At 73.7% G+C, this 18,153-nt stretch carries 17 protein-coding genes and 1 tRNA gene; 13 read left to right on the plus strand and 5 right to left on the minus strand.

The features are described 5' to 3' along the window. Positions 1-2 precede the first annotated feature (2 nt). Both IE321_RS04100 and IE321_RS04105 read left to right on the plus strand, forming a co-directional pair. The gene (locus tag IE321_RS04100) at positions 3-596 is read left to right on the plus strand and encodes a TetR/AcrR family transcriptional regulator (RefSeq protein ID WP_190221817.1); all 594 of its coding nucleotides are present in this window, start codon (positions 3-5) and stop codon (positions 594-596) included. Between the two features lie 228 nt (positions 597-824). Beyond that, positions 825-1,301, plus strand: coding sequence for a DUF2199 domain-containing protein (locus tag IE321_RS04105; protein ID WP_229916303.1), 477 nt, complete (start codon positions 825-827; stop codon positions 1,299-1,301). Positions 1,302-1,396: 95 nt separating this feature from the next. Here IE321_RS04105 and IE321_RS04110 read toward each other — a convergent pair whose 3' ends face one another. Next, positions 1,397-2,209: an IclR family transcriptional regulator gene (locus IE321_RS04110; protein WP_190221819.1), complete on the minus strand. Its 813-nt coding sequence runs from the start codon at positions 2,207-2,209 to the stop codon at positions 1,397-1,399. A 229-nt stretch (positions 2,210-2,438) separates the two neighbouring features. Between IE321_RS04110 and IE321_RS42740 the strand changes: the two genes are divergently transcribed. From IE321_RS42740 to IE321_RS04140, 7 genes are all read left to right on the plus strand, one after another. Next, positions 2,439-2,570, plus strand: coding sequence for a putative leader peptide (locus IE321_RS42740; RefSeq protein WP_264202515.1), 132 nt, complete (start codon positions 2,439-2,441; stop codon positions 2,568-2,570). Between the two features lie 160 nt (positions 2,571-2,730). Further along, positions 2,731-3,753 (plus strand): ABC transporter substrate-binding protein, encoded by a 1,023-nt coding sequence (locus IE321_RS04115; RefSeq protein ID WP_190221820.1) that lies wholly within the window; start codon positions 2,731-2,733, stop codon positions 3,751-3,753. Positions 3,754-3,869: 116 nt separating this feature from the next. Continuing rightward, positions 3,870-4,886 (plus strand): NrtA/SsuA/CpmA family ABC transporter substrate-binding protein, encoded by a 1,017-nt coding sequence (locus IE321_RS04120; protein WP_190221821.1) that lies wholly within the window; start codon positions 3,870-3,872, stop codon positions 4,884-4,886. Continuing rightward, positions 4,883-5,716 carry an ABC transporter permease gene (locus IE321_RS04125; protein ID WP_043220874.1) on the plus strand — a complete coding sequence of 278 codons (834 nt, stop codon included), beginning with the start codon at positions 4,883-4,885 and terminating at the stop codon, positions 5,714-5,716. Before IE321_RS04120 ends, IE321_RS04125 begins: the two co-directional genes overlap by 4 nt. Then, positions 5,713-6,477 (plus strand): ABC transporter ATP-binding protein, encoded by a 765-nt coding sequence (locus IE321_RS04130; RefSeq protein WP_190221822.1) that lies wholly within the window; start codon positions 5,713-5,715, stop codon positions 6,475-6,477. Before IE321_RS04125 ends, IE321_RS04130 begins: the two co-directional genes overlap by 4 nt. Further along, a complete protein-coding gene (locus tag IE321_RS04135) occupies positions 6,474-7,337 on the plus strand; it encodes an ABC transporter substrate-binding protein (protein WP_043220878.1) in 864 nt (287 codons plus the stop codon). The genes IE321_RS04130 and IE321_RS04135 overlap by 4 nt, the downstream gene beginning before the upstream one ends. A gap of 4 nt (positions 7,338-7,341) precedes the next feature. Beyond that, entirely contained in the window at positions 7,342-8,424 is a 1,083-nt protein-coding gene (locus tag IE321_RS04140) for an LLM class flavin-dependent oxidoreductase (protein ID WP_043220880.1), read from the plus strand. Here the strand turns inward: IE321_RS04140 and IE321_RS04145 are convergent. Continuing rightward, on the minus strand, positions 8,342-9,412 hold the full coding sequence (locus IE321_RS04145) for a DMT family transporter (protein WP_190221823.1): 1,071 nt from the start codon (positions 9,410-9,412) through the stop codon (positions 8,342-8,344). The genes IE321_RS04140 and IE321_RS04145 overlap by 83 nt on opposite strands. Positions 9,413-9,536: 124 nt before the next feature. Between IE321_RS04145 and IE321_RS04150 the strand changes: the two genes are divergently transcribed. Then, on the plus strand, positions 9,537-10,430 hold the full coding sequence (locus tag IE321_RS04150; RefSeq protein WP_190221824.1) for a LysR family transcriptional regulator: 894 nt from the start codon (positions 9,537-9,539) through the stop codon (positions 10,428-10,430). A gap of 126 nt (positions 10,431-10,556) precedes the next feature. On the opposite strand, the gene IE321_RS04155 is transcribed toward IE321_RS04150, so the two are convergent. Beyond that, positions 10,557-14,099 carry a WD40 repeat domain-containing serine/threonine protein kinase gene (locus tag IE321_RS04155; RefSeq protein WP_190221825.1) on the minus strand — a complete coding sequence of 1,181 codons (3,543 nt, stop codon included), beginning with the start codon at positions 14,097-14,099 and terminating at the stop codon, positions 10,557-10,559. A 677-nt stretch (positions 14,100-14,776) separates the two neighbouring features. Between IE321_RS04155 and IE321_RS04160 the strand changes: the two genes are divergently transcribed. Beyond that, positions 14,777-15,469: a hypothetical protein gene (locus IE321_RS04160; protein WP_190221826.1), complete on the plus strand. Its 693-nt coding sequence runs from the start codon at positions 14,777-14,779 to the stop codon at positions 15,467-15,469. A 102-nt stretch (positions 15,470-15,571) separates the two neighbouring features. Then, positions 15,572-15,883, plus strand: coding sequence for a hypothetical protein (locus IE321_RS04165; protein ID WP_190221827.1), 312 nt, complete (start codon positions 15,572-15,574; stop codon positions 15,881-15,883). Positions 15,884-16,033: 150 nt separating this feature from the next. Here the strand turns inward: IE321_RS04165 and IE321_RS04170 are convergent. Beyond that, a tRNA-Trp gene (locus tag IE321_RS04170) sits at positions 16,034-16,107 on the minus strand. Between the two features lie 258 nt (positions 16,108-16,365). Between IE321_RS04170 and IE321_RS04175 the strand changes: the two genes are divergently transcribed. Further along, a complete protein-coding gene (locus IE321_RS04175; protein ID WP_190221828.1) occupies positions 16,366-16,677 on the plus strand; it encodes an immunity 53 family protein in 312 nt (103 codons plus the stop codon). A gap of 511 nt (positions 16,678-17,188) precedes the next feature. Here IE321_RS04175 and IE321_RS04180 read toward each other — a convergent pair. Continuing rightward, positions 17,189-18,046 carry a PRD domain-containing protein gene (locus tag IE321_RS04180; RefSeq protein ID WP_190221829.1) on the minus strand — a complete coding sequence of 286 codons (858 nt, stop codon included), beginning with the start codon at positions 18,044-18,046 and terminating at the stop codon, positions 17,189-17,191. Positions 18,047-18,153 lie beyond the last annotated feature (107 nt).

The raw sequence follows: 18,153 nt of genomic DNA on the forward strand, positions 1-18,153 counted from the left end.
CGATGACGAACGGACGGGCAGGGGCCGCGGCCGAGCCTCCGCGGCGCACGGACGCCCGCCTCAATCGGGAACGGCTGGTGGCGGCGGCACGAGAGGTGTTCGCCGAGGCCGGGCCCGGCGCCTCCCTCAACGAGATCGCCCGCCGGGCGGGGGTGGGCCCCGGCACCCTCTACCGCCACTTTCCCGACCGCTCCGCCCTGTTGAGCGCGGTCCTCTCCGACCGGATCGAGAGGCTGGGCGCGCAGGCGGAGCGGCTGCTGGTGTCGGAGGACGCCGACGAGGCCCTGGAGCAATGGCTGCGCGCCTTCCTCGCCCACGCCCGCGTGAACCAGGGCATGGGCAGCGCCCTGCTGGTCGAACCGGCCGGCGAGTCGGGCCCGGACTGCCACCGGCGCATCCTGGACATGGCGACCGGCCTCCTGGACCGGGCCCAGCTGCACGGATCGGCCCGCGCCGACCTGACCGCCGACGACCTCCTCCACCTCGTCATCGGGATCGCGCTGTCCACCACCCAGGACGACCGGCCCGGCCGGCCCGAGTTCCTCCTGGACCTGGCCCTGGACGCCGTCCACGGGTCGCCCCGCCGGAAGGGGTGACGGCTCCTGGAACTCGCCGACGGCGGTCCGCGCACGTCCCTCCGTCCCCGCCCCGCTCGCCCCTCCCCCGGTGCAACAACGCTCCGGCATCGGTGGCCAGCTCTGCGAGTGGGAGGACACGGGTCCCGCCCGGGGCGGTATCGGAACCCGTCGCTAGGCTCCCGCTCCATGACCAGTGACCACGCCTTCACCTGCGCCTGCTGCGGTGCCCGGCATTCCGAGCTGCCGATGAACTACACGGCCGAGGCCCCCGCGGTGTGGGACGCGGCCTTCGCCGACGCCGAGGACTGCCTGCTCTCGGCGGACCAGTGCGTGGTCCTCGGGCAGCACTACTTCGTCAAGGGCCTGATCGAGATTCCGGTGATCGGCGGCGACGAGGTGTTCTCCTGGGGCGTCTGGGTCTCGCTCAGCCGGGAGAACTTCGCCCGGGCGGCGGAGCTGTGGGACACGCCCGGCCGGGAGACCGAGCGGCCGTACTTCGGCTGGCTCACCACCGACCTGTCCGTCTACCCGTCCCCGACGCTCAACCTGAAGACGCACGTGCACACCCGCCCGGTCGGCGAACGGCCCCGCGTCGAGCTGGAGCCCATCGACCACCCTCTCGCCGTCGAGCAGCGCACGGGAATCAGCCTGGAGCGCGTACGGGAGATCGCGGCGGCCGTGCTCCATCCGGGCGGCGGGGAGGCGGCCGTGGCCGCGCGGTGAGCCATCGAGGGTGCGGGTGCCTCGGGACGGCCGGAGAAGGCGATGCCTGCCCGGGGCTGTCGCGGGTGAGGGCCGACGCCCCACCGTTCCCGGAGCTATGAGCGGTCGGCGCGGGGCGGTGGCGCGTCCTCCGGGGGGCGGCGCTGGGTCGGGGGGAGGAGGAGCACTTCGAGTGCCCGGGCGCAGGAGCGGGCCTGGGTGAGGAACCAGTCGAGTCTCGCGTCCGTGATGACCTCCGGTGTCGCGCGGACCGCGAGGGCGAAGCGTGCGTGGCCCGCGCGTTCCAGGACGGGCACGGCCACCGTGCGGACTCCGGGGGCGGACTCCTCGTCGTTGAGGGCGTGGCCCGCGTCCCGGACCCTTGCCAGTTCGGCCGCGAGTGCGGTGGGTTCGACGATGGTGCGGTCGGTGAACGCGTACAGGGACGGCAGGGCGAGCGGACCCGCCTCGCCGGCACGGGGCCAGGCGAGCAGGACCTTGCCCAGTGCCGTCGAGTGCAGGGGGCGGCGCAGCCCCACCTTGGGGGTGACCGAACCGCCCGCGACGATGACGGCGTACGGGCCGCTGCGCAGGGCCAGGTCGGCGGTGGCGCCGGTCCGTTCGGCCAGGTCGGCCAGTTCCGGTGCGGCGAGGTGCAGTCCTCGCTGGTGGTAGGAGAGCCGGCCCAGTTCGGTCACCGCGGGGCCGAGGCGGTAGCGGGCGGTGCGGGCGTCCTGTTCCAGGAAGTCCGCCGAGAGCAGGGTCCGGACCAGCCGGTGGGCGGTGGAGGTGGAGAGGCCCAGCCGGCGCGCCAGGTCGGAGACGCTGAGGTCGGGCCGGTTGTCGTGGAAGCTGTGCAGGACGTCCAGGGCGCGGCGGACGGCCTGGGCGCCCGCCGGGGGACGTACGGGCTCGGCCTCGGTGGTCATGGTGCTCGCTCCCCCTCGGTGATCGACACCTCCTACGCTCCCACATCGCGGTACCCGGAACGGCTCCGCGGCCCGGGAGGAAACATGCCGTTCATGTGCAATCCCACATGATGGGAAGCGAGTTGTGGCGGGCCGGATCGTCGTGTCATGGTTCCGGCCAACACCCCAGGAGGACACCGCCCCGGGACGCCACGTCCCGGGACCATCGCACGGAGGGAGCAGGTCCGCCATGAGCATGTGCCGCACGGCGTCGTACGCCGCTCCCGCCGTTCCCGCCGTCCCCCACCTCCTGCTCGGGCTCACCCGCCGCCGTCACATCGACCTGGCGCGGGTCACCGGTACCGGCTGTCGCCGCGGCTGACGCCGTTCCCGTCCCCTCTGCCGTACCGGCCCCCCTTCCTTACGGGGCGCCGCGCCTCGCAGGCCGTGCCCGGTGCGCTCCGTGTGCCGACGTGCCCGGGGGCGCCGTGGCCCGTCCCGCGCGGCCTCCGCCCCGCCTCCCTTCACCCCAGGACTCCTCCATGACCGCTGCCCGTCTGCCCGAGACTCTCTGGTTCACCCGCTGCCCCGTCCCCACCGCCACCGGCGTGGCCGCCGACCGCGGCTGGCTCGCCGCGGAGTTCGCGCCGGACGGGATCGCCGTCCGCTCCCTCCAGGACGCCGATCCCGGTGCCGACCGCGCCGCGCACTACACCCACGACCTCCCGGGTCTCTTCCGCGAGGGCGGCAACGTCCCCGCCCTGTGGGCCCGTTCGCGCGGCCAGGACACCCGGCTCGTCGGGCTCACCTGGATCGAGGAGCGCCAGGCGGTGCTCGTCGCCCCCGGTTCCCCGGTCCGCGATGCCGGCGCCCTGCGCGGGCTCCGGCTCGCCGTGCCCCGGCACGACGTGCCGATCGACTTCTGGCGGGCCATGGCGCTCCGCGGCTTCGAGGGCGCCCTCGCCTCCGCCGGTCTCGGACTCGGCGACGCCCGGCTCGTCGACGTCCCCGCGGCCGGGCACACCGGGCAGTGGGCCGCCGAGCTCGACGCGCTGCGCCGGGGCGAGGTCGACGCCGTGTACGTGAAGGGCGCCCTGGCCGTCGAGTCGGCCCGCCGCGCCGGCGCCGAGGTGGCCGTCGAACTCGACGCGCTCCCCGACCCCGCGCACCGCGTCAACAACGGCACCCCCCGCCCCCTCACCGTCCACCAGGACCTCCTCGACCGCCACCCCGACCTGGTGGCCCGCTTCCTCGCCGTCCTGCTCCGGGCCGCCGACTGGGCCGCCGGGGAGCCTGCGGAGGTCGCCCGCATCCTCGGTGCGGAGACCGGCGCGGGCGCGGAGGGCGTCGCGGGCGCCTACCGCGACGGCACCCACCGCACCCTGCACCCCGACCTCTCCGACCCGCGGCTCGACCTGCTGGCCCGGCAGGAGGCGGCGCTGCGCGCCCACGGCTTCCTTCCCGAGGCCGTCGACATCCGGGCCTGGGCCGACCCCGAGCCGCTGCGCCGGGCCCACCGGATCCTCGCCGGCACGCCGTCACCGAGCCACGCGCCCGTCGCGTAACCCGGTCCCCCGGTCACCGGCACGCCGTTCGCCTCTCGCCGTTGCCGCCCCTTCCGACAGTTCCTCCCCCCGCCCCCGCACTCCTTTCCCTTCTCCGCCCAGCAAGGACGACCGCCATGCGCCCACTCGCCTCCCTCACCGCTCTGGCGGCTCTCACCGCCCTCGCCACCCTGACCGCCTGCGGCGCCGACCCGGCGGCCGACTCCGCCACCGGCGGGAGCGGCGCGGCCGAGGGCGGTACCGTCACCGTCCGCATCCCCGACCCCGGAAACGCCGGGGTCCTCGCCCGGGGCAAGCAGGACGGGAGCCTGGACGAGGCGCTCGCCGCCGTCGGCGCCAAGGTCGCCTGGACCGGCAGCGCCGGTCCCTTCGCACCCGCCGCACAGGCGATGAACGCCGACCAGCTCGACTTCGCCACCGGCTCCATCACCTCCGGCATCACCTCGCTCGCCCAGAACCCCGGCTTCGCCTTCTTCACGGCGACCGACCCCGACCCCGTCGGCGAGGGCATCCTCGTCCGCGAGGGGTCCGACATCGCCTCCGTGAAGGACCTCGTCGGCCGGAAGGTCGCCGTCAACAAGGGCGGCACCGGCGAGTACCTGCTCCTCAAGGCCCTCGCGAAGGAGGGCATCCCGGCCGACGAGGTGGAGCGCGTCTACCTCCGGCCCGACCAGACCGCCGCCGTCTTCAACGCCGGACAGGTCGACGCCTGGGCCGTCTGGTCCACCTACGCGGTCGCCGAGATCGGCAGCGGCAAGGCGCGCTTCCTCGCCGACGGCGCGGCCATCGGGTCGGACAACTACAGCCTCAACGCCGTCCGTTCGGACTTCGTGAAGGAGCACCCCGCGATCGTCGAGGCGCTCTACCGCTACCTCCACGACAACAGCGCCAAGGAGCGCCGGGACCCGGCCGCCTATCTCAACGTCTTCACCGACGCCGGCCCCACCGCCGTCACCGGCAAGGCCAAGGACGTCCAGATCGAGTTCACCCGCAAGGGCGGGACCGTCGACCCCATCGGCCCCGAGGACATCGAGCGGTTCAGGACCGTGGCCCGCTTCTACGCCGACCAGAAGGTCACGCCCGGCACGGTCGACATCGCCGCCCACCTCCTCGACGTGGAGTCCCTCTCGTGACGGCGCCCCCGGCCCCCGGCCTGGTCACCCCCCGCCCCTCCGTCCACCGCCCCCGCTCCCGGGCCCACGGCCTCACCGTCCGCGCCCTGGGGCCGGTCGCCCTGCTCGTCCTGTGGTGGGTCTCGTCCGCCACCGGGCTCCTCACCCCCGACGTGCTCGCATCTCCCTCCCAAGTGCTGGACGCGGTAGCCGAGTTGTGGGGGAACGGGCAGCTGCCCGACGCGCTCGCGACCTCTCTCACCCGCTCCGGGATCGGGCTGGTCATCGGTCTCGCCGTCGGGCTCACGCTCGGGATCACCACCGGCTTCACCCGGCTCGGCGACGAGCTCCTCGACTCCTCGCTCCAGACCCTGCGCACCATCCCCTTCCTCTCCCTGGTACCGCTCTTCATGGTCTGGTTCGGCATCAACGAGACCGCGAAGATCCTGCTCATCGCCGTCGCCACCACCTTCCCCATGTACGTCTCCACCAGCGGCGGCGTCCGCAACACCGACCGCAAGCTCGTCGAGGCCATGCGCAGCTTCGGCCTCGGCCGGCTCGCGATCGTCCGCCAGGTCGTCCTCCCCGGGGCCCTGCCGTCGCTGCTCGCCGGACTGCGCCTGTCGATGACGCTCAGCGTCATCGCGCTCATCGCCGCCGAGGAGATCAACGCGACCGCGGGCATCGGCTATCTGATGTCGCAGGCCCAGAGCTACGCCCGCACCGACATCCTCGCGGTCTGCATCCTCGTCTACGGACTCCTCGGCCTCACCGCCGACGTGCTGGTCCGCGGCCTGGAGCGGATCCTCATGCCCTGGCGCACCGCAGGACCCGGAGGGACGACACGATGACCGCCGTACGCGTACGCGCCCTGCGCCGGGTCTTCGGGGACCGTGCCGTCCTCGACGACCTCGACCTCACCATCGGACGCGGCGAGTTCGTCGCCCTGCTCGGCGCGAGCGGCAGCGGGAAGACCACCCTGCTGCGCATCCTCGGCGCCCTCGACGGCGCCGACGGAGGAGAGGTCCTCGTCCCCGAGGCCCGCACGATCGTCTTCCAGGAGCCCCGGCTCATCCCCTCGACCAGGGTCCTCGCCAACGTGACCGTCGGGCTGCCGCGCGGCGCCGCCACCCGCGAGACGGGCCTGCGGGCCCTCGCGGAGGTCGGCCTGGAGCAGCACGCCGACGCCTGGCCGGCGACGCTCTCCGGCGGTGAGGCGCAGCGGGTCGCCCTGGCCCGGGCGCTGGTGCGCGAGCCGGAACTCCTGCTGCTCGACGAGCCGTTCGCCGCTCTCGACGCGCTGACCCGGCTCCGGATGCAGGACCTCGTGGGCGAACTGCGCCGGATCCACCGCCCCGCCGTCCTGCTCGTCACCCACGACGTCGACGAGGCCGTACGGCTCGCCGACCGGGTCGCGGTCCTGCGCGACGGCCGGCTCGTCACCGACGAGCCCGTGACCGTCCCCCACCCCCGGGACCCCGGCGACCCCGAGGTCGTCGCCCTGCGCCGCAGGCTCCTCGCGGACCTCGGCGTCCATGCCACCACACCCGCCGGCGCACCGACCCCCGCGCCCTCCACCACCCGCGCCCCGCAGAAGGAGTTCTCCGCATGACCGTCACCCTCGGCGTCCACCGCAGCAACCCGACCCTCTTCCACCTCTCCCGCCTCGGCTACGCGGAGGAGGAGCTCGCCGCCCTCGGCGAGACCGCGCGCTGGCACGCGTACACCGACGGCGTGCGCACCGGCGCCCTCCTCGCCGACGGCACCATCGACTTCGGCGGCACCGGCTCCACCCCGCCCGTCACCGCCCAGGCGGCCGGCCACGACATCGTCTACACGGCGATCTCGGCACCCCGCCCCGACCACGGCGCCCTCCTCGTCCCCGAGGACAGCCCGGTGCGCACCGTCGCCGACCTCAAGGGCGGCACCGTCCACCTCGCCATCGGCTCCTGGCAGACCCACCTCGTCGCCCAGGCCTTGGACGACGCGGGCCTCTCCTACGCCACCGACATCACCCCCGTGCGCGGCGGCGCCGACAGCGAGGCGAAGCTCCGCTCCGGTGAGATCACCGCCTGGGTCGCCCAGGGTGCCGAACTCGCCGCGGCCCGCCGCACGGGCGGGCTGCGCACCCTGGTCCGCACCGGGGACGTGATCTCCGACCGGTCCGTCTTCTTCACCCGCCGGGACCTGGCCGAGCAGCGGCCCGAGCTCGTCGAGGCGCTGGTCCGCGCGCTCCGCCGGGCCGACGCGTGGGCCGCCGAACACCCCGGGGAGGCCGCCGCCCTCGCCGCCGCCGACCAGGGCGGCGCCGCCGAGGACTGGGAGACGGCACTGCGTGCCCTGCCGTGGACGATCGAAGAGGTCACCGAGGAGTTCGTCGCCGAGCAGCAGCGGGCGGCCGACGTCTTCCACCGCACCGGATTCATCGACCGCGCGGTCACCGTCGCGGACGCGCTCCCCCGGAAGGTCTGATCCCGTGACGACCCCGGCACCGGAAGTCCTCTGGTACATCATCCCGCGCGAAGGCGCCTACCCCTGGGAGCCGGAGGGCCGCAGGCCCGTCGACCTCGGCTACCTCCAGCACCTGGCCGGCACCGTCGAACGCCTCGGCTACACGGGCGCGCTGCTCGCCACGGACCTCTACGACGTCTGGCCGCTGGGCTCGGCGCTCGCGGCCGCCACCAGCACCCGCTTCAAGCCGCTGCTCGCGGTCCACCCCGGCCTGATCTCGCCGACCCTGCTCGCCAAGACGGCGCTCACCTTCGACAACCTCTTCGGCGGCCGGCTCCGCTTCAACGTCGTCAACGGCTCGACCGCCTCCCTCCGTGAGTACGGACTGCACGTCGACCACGACGAGCGGTACGAACTGAGCGCCGAGTACTGGTCGATCGTGAAGCGGCTCACCGCGGGCGAGGTCTTCGACCACAAGGGGAAGTTCTACGACCTCAAGAACGCGGGTGCCTCCTTCCGGGACCTGCGCCCGGTCCAGGCACCGCACGTGCCGCTCTGGTTCGGCGGTTCCTCCGCCCCCGGCATCGAGATGGCCGCCGAACACGTCGACGTCTACCTGACCTGGGGCGAGCCGCCGCACCTGCTGAAGGAGAAGCTCGACCACGTACGGGCCAGGGCGGCCGCCCACGGCCGCACCCTCCGCATCGGCCTGCGGCTCCACCTCATCGTCCGCGACACGGAGGACGAGGCGTGGGCCGCCGCCGACCGGCTCCTCGACGTGACCAGCGAGGCGACGTACGCCCGTCAGCTCGGCGAACGGTCCGGGGAGGAGGGCGTCGGCTGGCAGCGCCAGTTCCGCCAGCACGGCGGCCGGGTGCCGGCCCGCGCGCGGGAGCTGGAGACGTACCCCAACCTGTGGCCGGGGATGAGCCTCTTCCGGCCCGGGCCGGGTACGGCGCTCGTGGGCTCCACGGCGCAGGTGGTGGACCGGCTCCAGGAGTTCCGGGACCTGGGCGTGGACACCTTCATCCTGTCCGGGAACCCGCTCCTGGAGGAGGCGTACCGCGTCGCCGAGACGGTGCTGCCGGCGCTCGGGGTACGACGCTGACCACTGGTGCCGGTGCCGACGCCGGTTCCGGTGTCGGTGCCGGTTCCGGTGTCGGTGCCGGTTCCGGTGTCGGTGCCGGTTCCGGTGCCGTCTCCGGCTCGGGCGGTCGTACCTGTCGGCGGACCAGGCCGACCCCGAACAGGACGACCGCCATCCCGAGGGCGATCCGAAGGCTGAAGTCCTCGTCGAGGACGACGACGCCCAGGGCCACGGAGACCACCGGCAGCAGGTAGCCGACCGTCGCCGTGTTCGTGGCGCCTTCGGCGGCGATGTTCCGGTAGGTGAGGTGGAAGGTGACTCCGGTGGAGACGACGCCCAGGATCACGACGGCGATCAGCGTGATCGGGCCGATCTCGACCGGGGTCAGACCTCCGGCCGGCAGGGTCGGCGCGGTCAGCGCGGTCGCCGCGACGAGCTGTGCCGCGGAGAGCGAGAGGGTGGGGGCGCCCCTGCCGACCAGGTAGCGGCCCATGAACACGAAGCCGACGGCGTAACTCGCCGCCGCGACGAGGATGGCCAGGGCGGCCCAGCCGCCTGATTCCGTCGCCCGCCACGGGGCGAAGATCAGCACGACCCCCGTGAAGCCGAGCACCAGCCCACCCAGCCGGGCGGGACGGAGTCCGCGCTCGGATCCGACGACGACGCCGATCACCAGCGACCACAGCGGGGTCGTCGCGCTCAGGACCCCGGCGACGCCCGAGTCGACGCTCTGCTGGCCGAAGCTGAACAGGGCGAAGGGCAAGGCGTTGCAGAAGAAGGCGGCCACGAGGACACGACCCCAGACCCGCCGGTCCCTCGGCAGGCGCAGACGCGAACTCCAGCAGGCGACCAACAGCGCGGCCGACCCGAGGACGCAGCGGCTGAACGTCACCTGCACCGGGCTCAGCGCGTCCAGCGCCAGCTCGATCCAGAGGAACGTCGATCCCCACAGCAGGGCGAGTACGCCGATCCGCGCCCATCCCGACGCCCTGCCCGCGACCCCGTTCATCCGCGCCTCCTCCGGTCGACTGGTCGGCCGGCCGGCGAGTCGGCCGGCCTGCTGCGATGAACGATCCCGTGAGGCATCAGGAAGGACAAGCAAAAGATTCTGCACTTTTGTTAAGTTGGGCTACATGCTCGATGTGAGACGTATGCAGGTGCTGCACGCGGTGACCACCACCGGATCGGTGACCGCGGCGGCGGCCCGCCTCGGGTACACGCCCTCGGCCGTCAGCCAGCAGGTGGCGGCCCTGGAGAAGGAGGCCGGGACGGCACTGCTGGAACGGGTCGGCCGCGGCGTGCGGCCGACGGCCGCGGGCCTGCTGCTCTCCCGGTACGCCGCCGACATCGGCGCACGACTGGCCGAAGCCGAGACCGCGCTGGCCGATCTGCGCGCGGGACGCACGGGCCGGCTGACCCTGCACTACTTCGCCTCGGTCGGACCGACCCTGCTGGCACCCGCGCTCGCCCGAGTCCGCCAGGCGCACCCGGGCGTCGCCATCGATCCCCGGCTGACCGAGCCGGACGACGCGCTCTCCGAGGTGGAGCACGGTCGTGCCGACCTCGCCCTCGTCGTCCGCCGGCCGACCGGCGAACAACAGCAGGGCATCCGTGTCGTCCACCTGCTCGACGACGCCTACCAGGTGGTCCTTCCGGCCGGGCATCCGCTCGCCGCCCACCGGGCGATCGACCTGGGCGACCTCGCCGACCAGCACTGGGTCGGGAGCGAACCGCCCGGACCGTGCCGCGCCCCGATCGCGGACGCCTGCGCCGCGGCCGGCTTCAGCCCGCGCTTCGTGGCGAAGTCCGAGGACTACGCCACCGCTCAGGGCTTCGTGGCCGCCGGTCTCGGCATCAGCCTGATCCCCCGACTGGGACTGGGCGCCCGCCATCCCGGCGTCGTCGTCCGCAGGGTCCGCACCCCGGAACCGTTCAGGTCGATCCACGCCGTGGTCCGGGAGAGCTCCCTCGACCAGCCCGCCCTGCGCGCCCTGCTCAAGGCCCTCAAGGCTCCGTCGGGAGCATGACGCCGGGGACCGTCGCCCCTCCGGCGCCCGGACCGGAACCGGGAGTGGAACCTGGACCTCGACCTGAACCGGGTCCAGGTCCGCTTCCGGTAGCCGTGCCCGCAGGCCGGCAAGGCTCCGCGGGGCTCACGCGAGGTCGCGCGTCGCGGGCGGGTCGCCCGCTCCGAGGGCCCAGTCGAGCTGCCAGACCCTCAAGGTTCCGTCCATGGTGCGGTCGACGGCGAGCTGGCCGTCCGGGGTCATGGCGAGGCCCACCACGGACGGGCGTCCGGCGTGGGTGTCGAGGGCCCGCAGCCGTCGGCCGGTCGGCACGTCCCAGGCCAGCACGTGCGAGCCCGTGCCGCCGGACAGGGCGAAGTCGCCGTCGGCGGTGACGGCGAGGCTCGTACAGGCGCCGGGGGCGGCGAACTCGTGGAGCGCCGTACCGGTGGTCACGTCCCACACGCGGACGACGTCGGCGCCCACGCCCATGCCCCCCGCGACGAGCAGTCGGCGCCCACCCTCCGTGAAGCACAGCCGTGCCGGGTTCTCGTGGAGGAGGGAGTCCCGGGCCCGTGGGTCGGTCAGCGTGTGCAGGACCGTGCCGTCCGCGGCGTCGAGGAGCCGGACGCCGCCCCGGCCGCCGACCGCGACGGTGCGGCCGTCGGGCGCGACCGCGAGGACCTTCTCCCCGCGATGGGCGACGGGCTCCTCCAGCGTCCGCTCGACGCCGCCGTCCCGCAGGTTCCACCACCGCATGGAGTACGACGTGGCGACGACCGCCCGCTCGCCCCCGGGCAGTGGACAGACGGCGGCGGGCCGCGGCGTGCCGGCGGGGGCACGCCGGTCGGAGGCCAGCGTGCGGAGGCAGGCACCCGTGTCCGTCCGCCAGAGGCGGACCGTTCCCGCGCTGTCGGCGGTCAGCAGCCGGTCGCCGTCCTCGCCCAGGCGGACCTCGGGCACGTGGTCCGCGTGGCCGGTGAACTCGCGCAGCAGGGCTCCGGTGTCGACGTCCCACAGCCGTGCCGTGTCGTCCCAGCTGCCGGTGGCGGCCAGCCGCCCGTCGTCGGACAGGACGACCGGACCGCTCTTCCCACCGGGATGCGTGAACTCGCGGACGGGCCAGGCCGTCCGCAGGCCGGTGCGGCGCGTGTGCCGGGCGAGGCCGCGCCAGGCGGTCATCACCCGGGGCGTCCGCTCGTAGCCAGGCGTGGCCCTGGCCGCTTCGAGCCGTTCGAGGGCGAGGTCGTACCGCTGGACCGTCCGCGCCTCCTCCGCCTCCGCCAGCAGGGCGTCCACCCGGGCCCCGGCCCCGCTCACCTCCGCGTGGTGGTGCGGCACGCTCAGTCGGGGCGCGCTGACGTAGCCGCCCGGCAGCGACCAGGCGCGGACGGTCCGGTCGGCGGCGGCCGACACCAGGGTCCGGCCGGCGTCGGTGAACGTCACCGAGGTGACGTCGCCGTCGTGCCCGCGATAGGTGCGCAGGCAGCGGCCGGTCTCCGTCTCCCACAGCCGGACGCCGGCGGACGCCGAACCGGACGAGGCGAGGAACCTGCCGTCCGGTGAGAGGACGGCGGCCCGGGCACCGTGCCCGCCGGTGAAGGTCCGCAGGCGTTGCCCGGACCGCGGGTCCCACAGCACCAGCTCGTCGAACGTGCTCGTGACGGCCCGGCGGCCGTCCGGCGAGACGTACAGGACCTGCGGCATGACGGCGTGGCCGTCCAAGGCGTGCAGGCGCCGCCCCGAGTCCACGTCCCAGACCAGGGCGGCGAAGTCCCTTCGCTCCACGGGCAGATGGACGGCGTCCTTCTCCCAGAAGGTGGCGATCACCCGGGCGCCGTCGGCGGTCACCGCCACTCCCCCGCCGTCCAGGTGGTCGGGGAGGGTGCACCGCAGCCGTCCGTCGCCGGTGTCCCAGACCCGCACCGTGCCGCGCGCGTCCACGGCCACGGCGGTACGACCGTCCGGGGTGAGCCGGACCGACCGCCGGTGCGGGGCGCTCGACACCCGCTCGACCCCGGACAGGTCCTGGAGCCGCGGCTCGCCCCGGTACAACGCGGTGCCGCCGGACAGGCGCGTCAGGAACCCGCCCGACAGGTTCCAGAAGCGCACGACCCCGTCGGCGCCCTGCGACAGCGCGTGGAGGCCGTCCGGGGTGAGGTCGACCGCCTCCACCTCGCGGCGATGCCCCCGGAGCGTCTTCACGCACCGCCCGCGCCGCACGTCCCACAGGCGCAGCGCACCGTCCGGACATCCGCTCAGCGCGAGGCGGGCCTCCTCGGCGAGTGCCACGGGCAGCGATTCGTACGCGCCGAATCCCTCCGACCGCGGGTGCCACAGGTCGTTCAGCGGCCGGGCCGGCCAGGGGACGTTCCAGACCGCGGTGAGGCGCGCGTGACCGGCCGCCGCGGATCCGGTCGACCGCAGCGCCGCCTCGACACCCTGCTCGTCGGGCAGTTCGCGGTCGACGTGCGCCAACAGCTCGCGGGCCGCGCGCAGTTCACCGCGTTCCAACTGGACCTGGGCGAGCAGTCGGCGCGCCTCCGGGGTGTCACCGGTGTCCTGCCGGGCACGTTCGACACGCGTGATCACCTCCTCGTCCGTGCGCGCGCCGCGACGCCAGCGCAGCAGTTCGTCGTTGTAGACGACGCGGATGTTCCGGGGGTCGGCGCGCAGCGCCTCCGCGAGCGCCGCGGCCGCGTCGTCCTCGCGGCCCAGGTCGAGCAGGGACAGGGCCCGGTTGTTCAGCTCGTCGGCGCGCAGTCGCGCCTCGCGCGGAACGGGACGGCGGTACGGGGAGCCGGTCGCCGTCTCGTGGATCCCGCTGATCACCTCGGCGATGTCCGCCATGGAAGCGGGCCGTCCCGCCGCGTGCGGGCGCAGGCACCGACGCAACAGGGCGCCGAGTTCCGGTGGAGCGGTGACCGGGTTCGAAGGGTCCGCCAGGAACTCGTCCAGGACGGACCCGGCGACCGATCCGTACCGCCAGCGCACACCGCCGGTGACCATCTCCAGGACCGAGACCGCGAAACTGTGGACGTCGCTGCGCCGGCCCACGGGCTCTCCGGCGAGTTGCTCCGGAGAGGCGTAGGCGAGCGTCATGCCACCCGTCGGCACCAGGACGCTGGCTTCCCGCGCCCCGTCGAGGACGGCCGACCCCGCCGGGGGCATGGCGCGTCCGGACCGGGCGAGTCCGAAGTCGGTGATCTTCGCGGTCCCCGCGCCGTCGAGCAGCACGTTGGCCGGCTTCACGTCCTGGTGCACCAGGCCCTTGTCGTGAGCGTGCTCGAGCCCCCGGGCCATCTGTGCCGCGACGTCGAGGACCCGCGCGAGGGCCTCACGGGCGTCCCCGGCGTAGAGGCGGCCGTCACGGATCCACTCGGCGAGGCTGCCGCCGTCCACGTACTCGACGAACACGCGGGGGACGCCCTCGATCACGCGCACGTAGTGACAGGCGCAGACGTTCGGATGCAGTCCGAGCGCCACCCAGGTCTCGGCCTCCCTGACGAACAGCGCTTCCTCGTCCGGGACTTGGAACAGCTCGGGCCGCGGGCTCTTGACCGCCAGGTCGATGCCCCAGGCCAGATGCCGGACCCGATGGACGACGCCCATGCCGCCGCGCCCCAGCTCCCCGATCACCCGATAGCGGCCGTCGACGGTCTGGCCGGGAGCCCAAAGGGTGGGCGACACAGGCTCCTCCACCCCGACCTCCGTCCCGTCTCCCGCGATCGAACCGACGCCGGGCCGCGCCGCCGGGCGGCGGTCCGACGCGGCACCTGCCCCGCGCTCGCCGCGCACGGCTCCGCGCTCACCGCTCTATGCTCTCTGCTCTCTGCCGCGCGCCCAAGACTCCCATGTTTCCCCGCGCCCCGCAGGGCATCCCCCGACCGGCGAGCAGCACGCTCACCGACCGCTCCGGGGGCCTGACGCACTCTTCCGGCCTTCGCCTCCAGCGCGCTGGGCTGAGCGCCGAAGAGGCCGCCCGCATGGGCGGGGCGAAGACCGCGTGCCAGAGCCAGAGGGCCCCCGGCCCCGCTACAAGGCGCGGGGCCGCACCGGGCGCCCGATGAATCAAGGCGCGTTCTTCGTCACCTCCCCGGCGGGCATGGTGCCGGCACGGCGGAGAGCGGCGAACGTCGACCGCCGGGGTCCGCATCACGCCGCCTTTCGGTGCGCGACTCTCACCAACAGGCTTTATCCGCACTGCTGTTGACACAGCCCTGCGTAGTCTTGACCTTCGCGCACGCGCCGGCCCGCCGGGCTTCGCGATCCGGTCCCCACCCAGCAAGGAGTTCGGTCACCACAGCCGGCGGCTCAACCCGCCCGTCACTCTGCCCCATCGGCACTTCCCACGATCAGGAGAGCCCGTGTCCCAGCACCCCATCCCGCCGGGCGAGCCGCCGTGGACGGAATTCGACGAGTACCTGTGGCACACCTGCGACATCATCGCCGACCTCATCCAAGGACGCATCGCCCAACGCCCCCTCGTGGCGACGCCCGCACCGCTCCCCGCGGGCGACCGCCCGCTGGTCACCGGGCCCGTGTGGCCGGCACGCTGGCGCGCCCTGGGCGACGGCAGCTATCACCACAGCCAGATGATGGCCATGGGCAGTACGTCGTTCGTGATCGGCAGCATGCTCGGCAACGCGGCCGGCAACGCCGCACGGCGCAGAGAAGCCACCCGCAACGCCCAGCCGCGCTGGGTTCCGGGTGATCCCGGCATGGTCACCGTCAGCAAGCTGGGCGCCTTCGTCATCCACCCCACCAGTCACTCCGACTCGATCATGCTGTACTGGTCCGGTCTGGACTCCGTCGACCTGGTCGCACCCGACATCTTCCAGACCCAGTACGTCAGCACCACGCAGGTCCCCGTCACGATGCGTCTCGCCACCCCCTGGGCCTCGCTGATCTTCGCCCTCGCCGCGTACCACCGCTTCCCCCACCATCCCCGCATCCTCACGCGGGGCTGGCTCCCACCCGGCTTCGAACAGCGCGCCGCCGCCGCGGGAAAGCCGTGTCAGCCCGCCGCCCAACTCCTGCTGGGCGGGGGCTCGTCGTGACGCGTACGTCCACGCCACGGGTCGTACGCACCGTCAGTTCGCCCGACCCCGGTCCCGGGAGCCGCCCCGGGCCGTCAGCTTCGGATGCCCGAGGGGGATGAGATGCGCTTCGACGAGAACGAACCGCAGTCCGTACGAGAGGAACGCTTCGCCGCGGAACGCGCCAGACGCGGGGAGTCCCGCAGGACCGCGCGCCTGGACTCCGGTGGAGCCCACATCGGAGCGGCCGTCGTGGCCGCCCTCCTCGCGCTCCTCGGCTGGAACCACCAGACGGTCGCCCTGTGCGTCCTGGGCGGAATCTTCCTGCTCTGGTTCTCCGCAGCACTGGCGTGGGCCTACGCCGACAAGGACCGCGGCCGGCACGCCCTCCAGCGCGCCTACAACCTCACCTTCGGATGGGGCAACGGATTCTGATCCAGGGCGGGGCGCCGGCGCGCAGGTAGGCGGACGCAGCTGGCCTCCTCGCTCGACGAGGCTCGTCTCTCCCTGCACGGGAGCAGTCGCGGCGTCGCGGCCGATCGGCAGTGTGGTGAACCGGCCGTCCCCGAGGGCCATCCGAACAGGCGGAGCCGACCGGATTCGAACCGGCGTCCTCGCGATTTTGGAGACCGCGCGCGACAACCTCTGCGCTACGGCCCGCCCGCCCGCGACTCTACGACACCCGCCACAGAACCGACCCCGCGGGCCGCGGACGGGCTCGCCGGGTCTGTAGCAGGATTCGCCCAGGCAGCAGGGCTCCTGTTCCGTTCCTGGCGCTCCTCCAGGCTGAAGCTGAAGGGCACCGTCCGAGGAGTGGCAGGAGCGGGCAGGGTTGCCGGTGCACGGCCGTCCCGGGGCATGGCGTGCCGGCCAGCCCTGTCCGGCCCGGTCTCGTGGCTGACCTAGCATCTCGTGCCATGAACGGCGACGAGAACGTCCTGGACTGGCTGCAGGGTTGGTACGCCGCCCAGTGCGATGAGGACTGGGAGCACGAGTGGGGCGTCAAGATCGAGACGCTCGACAACCCGGGCTGGGCGGTCCGCATCGACCTGGAGGAGACCGATCTCGAAGAGCACGCGTTCCCCCGCCTGGACATCGAGCGCGGCAAGGACGACTGGCTCATGGCCTGGACCTCCGACATGGCCTTCCGCGCCGCGTGCGGACCGGGCAACCTCACCGAGGTACTCGGCCTCTTCCGCCGCTGGGCGATGGAGAACGCCCCGCTGTAGGGAGTACGCCGCGGGGCGACACCTCCAGCCCCACTGAGCACGGGCGAAGCGGCCCGACCGCTGCGGCCGCGCTCGCTGGTTCGCGTGGTCACCGAGCCGGAGCCGAGCCCCGGAGCGGAGCTGCTGGAAGACGGCTTCACCGCTTTCGTGGCCCTCTGCCGCACGGCGAACCGGCCCACCGGAACCACCCCGGCGGGGCCGACGCACTCGCCGAGGTCACGGATGGCGGTTTCTCCCTCGTGCCGGCCGATGCGTCGCTGGGCGACTGTGCGCCGTCGTACCGGACGCGGACGGGGTGGCCAGGGGGCAGCGGGAGACGTGATCCACGGCTCGCGCTTGCGGGTGGTGGCCTTCTCCCCGCCCGCCGAGCCGTCCGCGAGCGCGGCAGAAAGCCGGTGCAGGCCGCCGTCATCCGCCGCTTTCGCCCGGTGCTGAGCTTCGCGGTCCTCGGGCCGGCGGATCGCGGGGCGGGCGCGTGTCCTCGGTTCCGGGCCGTGGGTGGGGGTGTCGCTCAGACCGCGGTGCCGTCCGGTTCCGTCTCCAGGGTCATGCGGGCGACGTGGAGCGCCAGGTAGGAGACCTCGTCCTCGCTCAGGTGGGTGCCCAGGCGGAGCTCGACGACCGTCGCCAGCTGCTGTGCGGTGCGGGTCGCCTCCGGGTAGTGGCGGCGGATGCCCTGGCCGATCGTGGACTCGTGGCCCTTCAGCTGCCGGTGCTGCTGGATCCGCACGAAGAGGTAGCGCACGTGGGTGATGAACCGCGCCGCGCTCATGGACTCCTGGGAGACCGACAGGCCGTGCCGTTCCCGGACGACGGCCAGCATCTGCTGGATGACGCCGGTCATCGTGTACGTGAAGGACAGGTCGCCCTTGGCGAAGCCCGCGTTCACCAGGTGCAGCGCCAGCGCGATCGCCTCGGGGGGCTCCAGTCGCGGGTCCACGCGCTCGTTGATGGCCGCGAGGAGGCGCTGGGCCTGGGCGTACTCGGTGGCGTACAGGGCCTGGACCTCGGCGAGCAGCGGGTACTCGACGACGATGCCCCGCGCGGCCCGGTCCAGCGCGCCGGCGACGTGGTCGGCGACGGCGATGGCGAGGGTCGGCCGGGTGGACTCGCGTCCCTCGATGCCGGTCTCGTCGAGGGCGATCACGACGGCCCTGAGGACCTGCTCGTCGATGAGGGCGAGGGCTTCGCTCAGGTGGTCGGGGTCACGCCCGTCCGCCGGGACGAAGACGCGGACGATCAGCGCCGGGTCGACCGGCTTGCCCTGGCGCGAGCTGAAGCCGATGCCGCGCCCCGTGAGGATGACCTCCTGGCCCTTGTCGTCGCGCGCGAGGACCACATTGTTGTTGAGGACACGCAGCGCCTTCAACGCCTGCTCTCCTTCTCGTCCGCGGTCCGTTTCTCCCCCAATGATCCCGCATGGTCCGCGGCTGCCGTGCCGGAGCCGTGCGGACCGGTCCGATGCGGACCGGTCCG

This window comes from Streptomyces hydrogenans (genome assembly GCF_014656075.1).
Classification (GTDB): Bacteria; Actinomycetota; Actinomycetes; order Streptomycetales; family Streptomycetaceae; genus Streptomyces; species Streptomyces hydrogenans.

What these genes read in the sequence shown, in the direction of transcription:
- IE321_RS04120 (WP_190221821.1), top strand. Translation starts at nt 3,870, where the DNA reads ATGCGCCCACTCGCCTCCCTCACCGCTCTGGCGGCTCTCACCGCCCTC.
- IE321_RS04135 (WP_043220878.1), top strand. Translation starts at nt 6,474, where the DNA reads ATGACCGTCACCCTCGGCGTCCACCGCAGCAACCCGACCCTCTTCCAC.
- IE321_RS04100 (WP_190221817.1), top strand. Translation starts at nt 3, where the DNA reads ATGACGAACGGACGGGCAGGGGCCGCGGCCGAGCCTCCGCGGCGCACG.
- IE321_RS04105 (WP_229916303.1), top strand. Translation starts at nt 825, where the DNA reads ATGAACTACACGGCCGAGGCCCCCGCGGTGTGGGACGCGGCCTTCGCC.
- IE321_RS04115 (WP_190221820.1), top strand. Translation starts at nt 2,731, where the DNA reads ATGACCGCTGCCCGTCTGCCCGAGACTCTCTGGTTCACCCGCTGCCCC.
- IE321_RS04150 (WP_190221824.1), top strand. Translation starts at nt 9,537, where the DNA reads ATGCTCGATGTGAGACGTATGCAGGTGCTGCACGCGGTGACCACCACC.
- IE321_RS04175 (WP_190221828.1), top strand. Translation starts at nt 16,366, where the DNA reads ATGAACGGCGACGAGAACGTCCTGGACTGGCTGCAGGGTTGGTACGCC.
- IE321_RS04165 (WP_190221827.1), top strand. Translation starts at nt 15,572, where the DNA reads ATGCGCTTCGACGAGAACGAACCGCAGTCCGTACGAGAGGAACGCTTC.
- IE321_RS04110 (WP_190221819.1), bottom strand. Translation starts at nt 2,209, where the DNA reads ATGACCACCGAGGCCGAGCCCGTACGTCCCCCGGCGGGCGCCCAGGCC.
- IE321_RS04145 (WP_190221823.1), bottom strand. Translation starts at nt 9,412, where the DNA reads ATGAACGGGGTCGCGGGCAGGGCGTCGGGATGGGCGCGGATCGGCGTA.
- IE321_RS42740 (WP_264202515.1), top strand. Translation starts at nt 2,439, where the DNA reads ATGAGCATGTGCCGCACGGCGTCGTACGCCGCTCCCGCCGTTCCCGCC.
- IE321_RS04130 (WP_190221822.1), top strand. Translation starts at nt 5,713, where the DNA reads ATGACCGCCGTACGCGTACGCGCCCTGCGCCGGGTCTTCGGGGACCGT.